We start from the raw sequence: 7,591 nt of genomic DNA on the forward strand, positions 1-7,591 counted from the left end.
GCCGGGCTCGCCGACCACGGCCACGACCTGGCCGCGCCCGACACGCGCCTGATCGAGGGCCTGCTGCAGCTGGTCGAGCTCGGTCTCGCGCCCGACGAACCGCGTGAGCCCCCGACTGGCGGCGGCCTGGAAGCGCGAGCGCACCGTGGCGGCGCCAACGAGCTCGCACACATCGAGTGGGGCGTTCAGTCCCCGGATCGGCCGGGGCCCGAGCGACTTCACGACCACGTAGCCCTCGACGAGCGCGAGCGTGTCGGGCGTGATCAAGACCGACCCCGGTATCGCCATCTGCTCCATACGCGCGGCGAGATGTGTGGTCTGACCAACCGCGGTGTAGTCCATGCGCAGATCGCTGCCGATCACACGCACCACGACGTCGCCCGAGTTAAGGCCGAGCCGAATCTGGATCGGCACGCCTTCGGCTCGGTGAACGCGTTCCGCGTACTGCCTCGCCGCGTCCTGCATCCGCAGAGCCGCATAGCAAGCGCGGACGGCGTGATCCTCGTGCGCCAACGGCGCCCCGAACAGCGCCATGATGCCATCACCCATCACTTGATTGACGGTGCCCTCGTAGCGGTGGACGGCTTCCATCATCCGCTCCAGCACCGGGTCCAGGAGCCTCCGGGCCTCCTCCGGGTCCCGGTCGGCGAGCAGCTGCATTGAGCCCTTCAGGTCGGCGAAGAGGACGGTGACCTTGCTTGCGCTCGCCTTCCAGGGCCCCTTGGACGTGAGGATCTTCTCGGCGAGGTGCTTCGGAGTGTAGGAGTCGGGCGAGGCGAACGTCTTAGAGGGCGCTTCCGTTAGGGGCGCTCCACAGTCACCGCAGAACTTCTTCCCCGGAGGGTTAGCGACTCCGCAGTTCGGGCAGGCCGACATCAGCCGGGCCCCCGCACTCGCCACAAAATGTCTGCCCTGTGGGGTTGTCGTGTTTGCACCGGGGGCATCTCATCACAAGGCCTGCAGTTCCCGCTCCGCCTGCTCCAGCCAGAACCGCATGTCCATCTCGCGGTACATTGTCGTCGCCGCGGTCAGGTGCTCCCTGGCCTGGTCGCGCTTGCCACTGCGCGGGTAGAGCTTGCCGAGGCCGAGGTGACAGCGGGCCGCCAGTGGCCGCATCTCAAGATCTCGTGATAGCGCGGCGGCGGCAAGCCAGTGTTTCTCGGCGCGACCATAGTCGGGGGGCCGGAGCCCCATGGATGCCTCTGCAAGCGTTCCGTGCGCATAGGCGAGATAACCGCGCTCGCCGTTCTTCTCGGCCAATTCGAGCGCCCGGCTCGCCAGCAACGCCGCCTCGACGGCGTTTCCCGCGAGCAGGTGGCCCTGGGCCAGCGAGAGCCGCCGCGTGGACTGGGTGGTGGTGCCGCGCATGGTCACGTGAAGATCGAGCGCCTCTTGCAGGAGGGGGAACGCCTCGACGGTCCGTCCGGCGAGCGCGTAGGCCAGTCCCAGGGAGTCCGTGAGGAACGGCAAGACCAGTCGCATATTCCAGAGCCGGGCGAGCTCGAGGCCGCGCTCCAGTAGGGGTACCGCCCGCTCGAGATCTCCTCGGCGCAGGTGGGCTCGCCCCAGGCCCATGTGCGCCGAGACGAGGCTCGAGGCATGGTTGGAGCCCTCGGCGATCCGCAGGGCCTCGTTTGCATGTTCGATCGCCTCGTTGAAGAGGCCCAGCTCGACCAGACCCACCGCCAGCCATGTCCGCGAGTGGACGGACACGAGGTACGGAAGGCCAAACTGCTCGTTGAGCATCTCGGGGCCAAGCGTGGCCACGTTCCTCCGGAAATGCGCAGTCGCGCGACCATACTGTCCGGTGTCGTAGTACACGTGGCCCAGGTAAATGTTGGTGGCCAGCAGGATGCCCAGATCGCCCTCAACCTCCGCGGCGGCCAGTCCGCGTCGGCCTGCCTCGAGCGCCTGTTCGTAATCGCCGACCTGACGGAAGTAGTCGGTCAGGTACGCGCAGACCCGGCCGAGTCGGCGGCGATCTCCCAGGGCCGCGGCGAGGCGCTCTGCGGCCCGGAGCCGCTCGAGCATTCGACTGAACTCACCGAGCAGTAGGAGTGCGCTGCGGGTATCGAGATGGAGGTCGACGGCGAGCGCCCGGGCGTCATCCGTCTGCGGCAGCCGCTCGAGCGCGCCGATGGCCTGTTCGAGCCAGTGCACGGCCTCCCGATGTGACGAGGCGGCGATAGCCTTCACGCCGGCCTGCCGAGAGTACGTGACCGCCTTCCCCCACGCTTCGCCACGAAACGCGTGGTGAGCCAGCCGTTCGACGTGCTCGGGCAGCCGATCGGGATAGAGCCGCTCGATGGCGTCAAGGATCTGGCCATGGAGAGTGCGCCGTCGGTCCTGGAGCAGACTGCCATAGGTCACATCGTGGGTCAGGGCGTGCGTGAAGGTGTACTCGAGGTCCGGGAAGATGCCCACCTCGTACAGGAACTCGCCGCCCTGCAGGCGCGCAATCGCGGCGTGTAGCTCATCGTCGGCGTGCTCGGCAATCGCCTGGAGCAGCGCGAACGGGACGTCCTTCCCGACTACCGACGCCATTTGCAGGATTGCTTTATCCCGCGGCGGCAGCCGGTCGATGCGGGCGGCCAGAACCGCCTGCACCGTCGGCGGGATCTCGATGGTCGGGAGCGGCCGCGCCAGACGGTAGGCGCCGCGCTCGCCGAGCAGACACCCTGTTTCGACGACCGCCCGCACGCTCTCCTCCAGGAAAAACGGGTTGCCTTCCGCCCGTGCGATCAATGCGCGCTTGAGCGGATCGAGGCTGGCGTCGGGCCCGAGCAGCGCGCCAAGGAGCTGCTCGGCGGTCTCAGGCGGCAAGGGGTCCAGCCGGAGCTGCGTGTAGCAGGTGCGGCTGCCCCACTGATGCTGGTACTCAGGCCGGTAGGTCACGAGCAACAGCACCCGGGCGGCCGGCAGGCTGTCAACGAGACCATCGAGCAGCGCCTGAGTCTCGGAGTCGATCCAGTGAAGGTCTTCGAAAACCAGTAGCAGCGTCTGGATCTGGCTCTGCCGCAGCAGTAGCCGCTTCACGGCATCGAGGGTTTGCCGGCGGCGCTGGGACGGATCGAGGGCCTGCCAGCCCGGCTCCTCGACGGGGACGTCGAGCAGGGCGAGGAAGGCGGGCAGCGTCTCCCAAAGGGTGTGATCAAGGCTGAGGAGCTTCCCGGTGACCTTCTCGCGGATCTTCCTGACGTTGTCGCGATCCTCGATCTGGAAGTACGCTCTGAGTAGGACGGTGACCGGAAGGTAGGGGGTGGCCTTGCCGTAGGGCACCGAGCTGGACTCGAGCACGAGCCAGTCCTTGGTCCGGTGGGGGTGGGTGAACTCCCAGATGATCCGGGACTTGCCGACTCCCGGCTCGCCGACCAGCCCGACTACCTGGCCGTGACCGGCGTGCGCCCGCTCGAGGCCCTGCCGGACGGCGGCGACCTCGACGTCGCGACCAACGAACCGCGTAAGTCCTCGCGCGGCCGCGGCCTGAAGTCGCGTGCGCGCGAGCTCGGCGCCAGTGAGCTCGAAAACCTCGATCGGCTCAACAACCCCTTTGACGGTGACCGGGCCGAGCGGCTTGACCCCAACGTACCCCTCGGCCAGCGCTAAGGTTCCCGCCGTCATCATGATGGACCCAGGCATGGCCATCTGCTCCATCCGGCCGGCCAGGTGGGTGGTTTGACCCACAGCCGTGTAGTCCATGCGGAGATCCGAGCCGATGGACCGGACTACTACCTCACCCGAGTTCACGCCGACGCGTATGGAGATGGGCACGCCAGCGGTACGCTGGACCCCTTCGGCATACCGTTTCACCGTCTCCTGCATCCGGAGCGCGGCATAGCAAGCGCGCACCGCGTGGTCCTCGTGCGCGAGCGGCGCGCCGAAGAGTGCCATGATCCCGTCGCCCATGACCTGGTTCACCGTGCCCTCGTAGCGGTGAACGGCCCCCATCATCAGTTCGAGCACGGGGTCGAGGAGCTTCCGCGCCTCCTCGGGATCCCGGTCAGCGAGCAGCTCCATTGAACCTTTGATGTCGGCGAACAGCACGGTGACCTGCTTGCGCTCGCCCTCGAGGGCGCTACGCGAGGTGAGGATCTTCTCGACGAGGTGCTTCGGGATATAGGGTTGCGGCGAGGTAAAGCGGCCTTCGGGCTGGGAAGCGGTTAACGCAGCCCCGCAGGAGCCGCAGAACCTCTTACCCGGAGTGACCTCCGCCCCGCAGGAAGGGCAGGTTGTGGCCAAGCGGGCGCCGCAATCCTCGCAGAACCTGAGGCCCTCGCCGTTCTCTGCCTGACAGCGGCTGCACCGCATGACTCTGAGGGTGGCCAGAGTAGCCCTCGACCAAAGGGGGGTCAAGGCGGCCAACTTGGGTCAGGAAGGTGGGTGGGCCACCCTGGGTATGGGTTGCCGGCGGATCGCCGATTCTACGCCGGCGAAGTCGCTCTGGGTCGAAGGTCCTGGAGGCTTTTCGGGGCGGTCTGGGATCTGGATCACGCTGCCACGTTTCGCATCCGCTCGTAGCGACGTCCTGATCACATTTCCGCATTGAGTCTCCTCAAGGGGTAGGGTTCGAAAAAAGGGATCTGCGCGGGGAATCGTCTCGGACGTTGATCGGGCGTGAAGCTTTTTGGGGTGCCGGGGGTTGATGGGACCCCGGAGGAAATTCCAGGTACGCCCCTCTTTTTCGATGGGGCCACCGGAGCGAATGAGCGGCGCTTTTTTAACCGGCAGGGGGGTCGAAGACCCCTGGGCGGGGGCCGAACGAGTCGCGGACCTCTGGACCTCGGATCAGGTCGGGGTTCCGCTCTGCGACGTCGCCTTGCGCGCCTTCGCGCGGGATCGCGGCCGAGACTTACGGTCGGTTCCCCGTCGGGATACGACTGTAAGCTCCGTAACCGGCGGAATATCCGAGAGATCGGGGTGAGAGCTGGGGTTCGGCTGCTAGAACATCGACGGCCTGGACCCGGCGCGCCTTCACCGAGGACGGCTGGTTCCGCACGGGCGACCTCGGCGTGCGCGACGTCGAGGGACGCACGATCTTCCGGAGCCGGCTGCGCGAGATGCTGCGCGTCAGCCACTTCATGGTCGCCCCCGCGGAGATCGAAGCGTATCTGCAGACCCACCCGCGCGTGCACCAGGCCTTCGTGATCGGCGTGCCCGACCCGCGCACCAACGAGGCGCCGGTGGCCTACGTGATCCCGAAGCCGGGCCCGGCGCCCACCGAGGAAGAGCTGATCGCCCACCGCCTGGGCCGGATCGCCTCGTACAAGATCCCGCGGGCGGTCCGCGTCGTCGCCGACGTGCCTCGCACGCCCGGTCCGCCTGGCGACGAGGTGCAGAAGCATCGCCTCCCCGAGCTGTACCTGGCGGAGACGCGCACGGGTTCCTGAGCCCCAGGGCCGTCGATCCGCGGAGCGTGAGCCCCGTGTCGCTCGCGTGATGATTGAGCGCTATTTCGGTCCGAACACATCGATGGCGATACGGCCAGCGTTGACCGCGCAAGGCCAGCCGGCATAGAACGCCACGTGGGTGATCAGCCCCTTCAACTCGGTCTCCGTCACCCCGTTGTCGAGCGCCCTCTGCATGTGGCCCCGCATCTCGTCGGTCCGGTAGAGCGCAGCCAGCATTGCCACCGTGATCAGGCTACGGTCGCGCTTGCTGAGGTCGGGATGCTCCCATACGTCGCCGAACAGCACGTCGTCCCGGAGTTGCCCCAGCTTGGGGATGAATTCGTACACCGTCGGTCTTTTCTGAGCCATGTGTCGATCTCCTCGTGTATGGGTCGCGATGGCGCCCCGCAGCAATTGATGAGGGCGCCCACGCGCCTGGGTACTCGCCTCGTGTCCTTCGCCGGGAAGGGTACCCCGTCCGGACTCAGCGCCGCGCCCGCACTCGCCGCGGAACTTCTGCCCAAACGGTGCCGTGAGGTCAGGGTGTGCGCTCCAAGGGGTCAAGGCTGCCCGAATAGCTGATCGAGGAAGGAGTCCGGATGCGGGAGTATGCGATTCCTCGTCGCCGGTGGCCAGGGCCGGATCAGGGGCCCGCGACTGGAACCCCGGATCAGCTCAGGCCGTAAAAGCCGAGGGCGCCGCCGGCGAGCACCTGGTGCTTCGCCTCCGGGGACAGCGCGCCGAGCCGCTCCCTGAGCATCTGCGGCGCGCCCGGGAAGAAGCCGTCCGAGTGCGGATAATCGGTGGCCCACATGATCTTGTGCGGCCCGATATAGTCGGCCAGCACCGCGATGCTGCTTTCGACCGGCTCGAACGAGATCCAGCAATTGCGCCGGAACAGTTCGCTCGGCCTCGTTTTCGGCGCCGACTCGTTGAAGCCCTGGTCATCGAAGTGCCGGTCCATGCGGTCGAGCCACGGCGCGATCCAGCCGCCACCTGACTCGAGAAACGCGACGCGCAATCGCGGATGACGGTCGACGACCCCACCCCAGATCACGCTCAGCGCGACCAGCATCATCTCCATCGTGTGCGAGATCATGTGGCGCGCCGCGCGGTCCTCCTCGAAGCGGTCGATGCCGACAGTCGGCATCGCGTTGGTCGATCCCTCGTGAAAGCCGATGGAGAAGTCGAGTGCTTCGGCCATCGCCCAGAACGGCTCGTACATCGGGTCGCTGATCATCTTCTTGCCGTGATAAGGGTTGGGCCGCAGGAACCCGCTGCGCATCCCGAGCTTTTCGCGGGCGTAGCGCATCTCGTCGACCGCCAGATCGACCGACTGCATCGGCAGCATCGCGACCCCGAACAGGCGCTCGGGATACGGCGTACAGTAATCGGCGAGCCAGCGGTTGTAGGCGCGGCACATCGCGGCGGCGAGGCCCGGGTCCTCGACGGCGCCTGCGAACAGACCGAGACTGGGATAGAGGAAGGCGGCGTCGATGCCGTCGGCATCCATGTCGACGATGCGCGCGTGCGGGTCGAACCCGCCCCGGCGCCCCTCGGCATACTTCAGGGTCCCGGCCTTGACGATCCCCTGCCGGGCGCCGACGGAACCCAGGCTGCCGATCCCCCGCGGATTGCCGAGCAGCTTGCCTTCGACGCTGAGGCGTTCCTTACCGTTTTCGTCGATGACGAACCGCGGCCGGCGCTCGCGGAATGCGGGATCGATATACCTGTCCCACAGGTCGAGCGGCTCGAGGATGTGGCCGTCCGCGTCGACCACGTTGTACGCGCGCGCCATCGGTAATCCTCCTCCGAAGGAAGCCATCATATACTATCGCACCGCGACTAGCCCTTCTTCGGAGACCAGCCATACGCCTTGGCGCACGCACCGCCCATCAGCATCGCCCGTTCACTGTCGCTCAGGCGGTCGGTCTGACGGAAGGCCTCGACGGCCTGCTCGTAGCTGACGACCGCGAATGCGCGAGTCCAGTCGGTGCCCCACAGGCAGCGTTCGAAGCCCCAGGCATCGAACACGCGGGCGAGCGGGTCCCAGATGTCCGGGAACGGATAGGGTTCCCGGGACAGCGTGCAGGCACCGCTGACCTTGATCACCGCGTTCGGGCGCCGGGCGAGGTCGAGTACCTTCGGCAGGTCGGCCCAGGGCTGCGGCGGGGCAGGCGGCGTCCGGGGCTGCATGATGGCCA

General features: G+C 67.2%; 6 protein-coding genes. 1 reads left to right on the forward strand and 5 read right to left on the reverse strand.

Going from position 1 to position 7,591, the window contains the following annotated elements; all coding sequences use genetic code 11:
- The coding region (locus VFR64_09950; GenBank protein HET9490060.1) for an adenylate/guanylate cyclase domain-containing protein at positions 1–876 on the reverse strand (876 nt) is incomplete at its 3' end.
- Between the two features lie 72 nt (positions 877–948).
- Entirely contained in the window at positions 949–4,308 is a 3,360-nt protein-coding gene (locus tag VFR64_09955) for an adenylate/guanylate cyclase domain-containing protein (GenBank protein ID HET9490061.1), read from the reverse strand.
- A gap of 701 nt (positions 4,309–5,009) precedes the next feature.
- On the opposite strand from VFR64_09955, the gene VFR64_09960 reads away from it, so the two are divergent.
- Positions 5,010–5,387 carry a hypothetical protein gene (locus VFR64_09960; protein HET9490062.1) on the forward strand — a complete coding sequence of 126 codons (378 nt, stop codon included), beginning with the start codon at positions 5,010–5,012 and terminating at the stop codon, positions 5,385–5,387.
- Between the two features lie 60 nt (positions 5,388–5,447).
- On the opposite strand, the gene VFR64_09965 is transcribed toward VFR64_09960, so the two are convergent.
- From VFR64_09965 to VFR64_09975, 3 genes are all read right to left on the reverse strand, one after another.
- Positions 5,448–5,756, reverse strand: coding sequence for a carboxymuconolactone decarboxylase family protein (locus VFR64_09965; protein HET9490063.1), 309 nt, complete (start codon positions 5,754–5,756; stop codon positions 5,448–5,450).
- A gap of 301 nt (positions 5,757–6,057) precedes the next feature.
- Positions 6,058–7,185 carry an amidohydrolase family protein gene (locus VFR64_09970; protein HET9490064.1) on the reverse strand — a complete coding sequence of 376 codons (1,128 nt, stop codon included), beginning with the start codon at positions 7,183–7,185 and terminating at the stop codon, positions 6,058–6,060.
- 47 nt (positions 7,186–7,232) lie between these two features.
- Positions 7,233–7,591: amidohydrolase family protein (locus VFR64_09975; GenBank protein HET9490065.1), on the reverse strand; the 359-nt coding region annotated here is incomplete at its 5' end.

This window comes from Candidatus Methylomirabilota bacterium, assembly GCA_035709005.1.
In the GTDB taxonomy this organism is placed as follows: domain Bacteria; phylum Methylomirabilota; class Methylomirabilia; order Rokubacteriales; family CSP1-6; genus 40CM-4-69-5.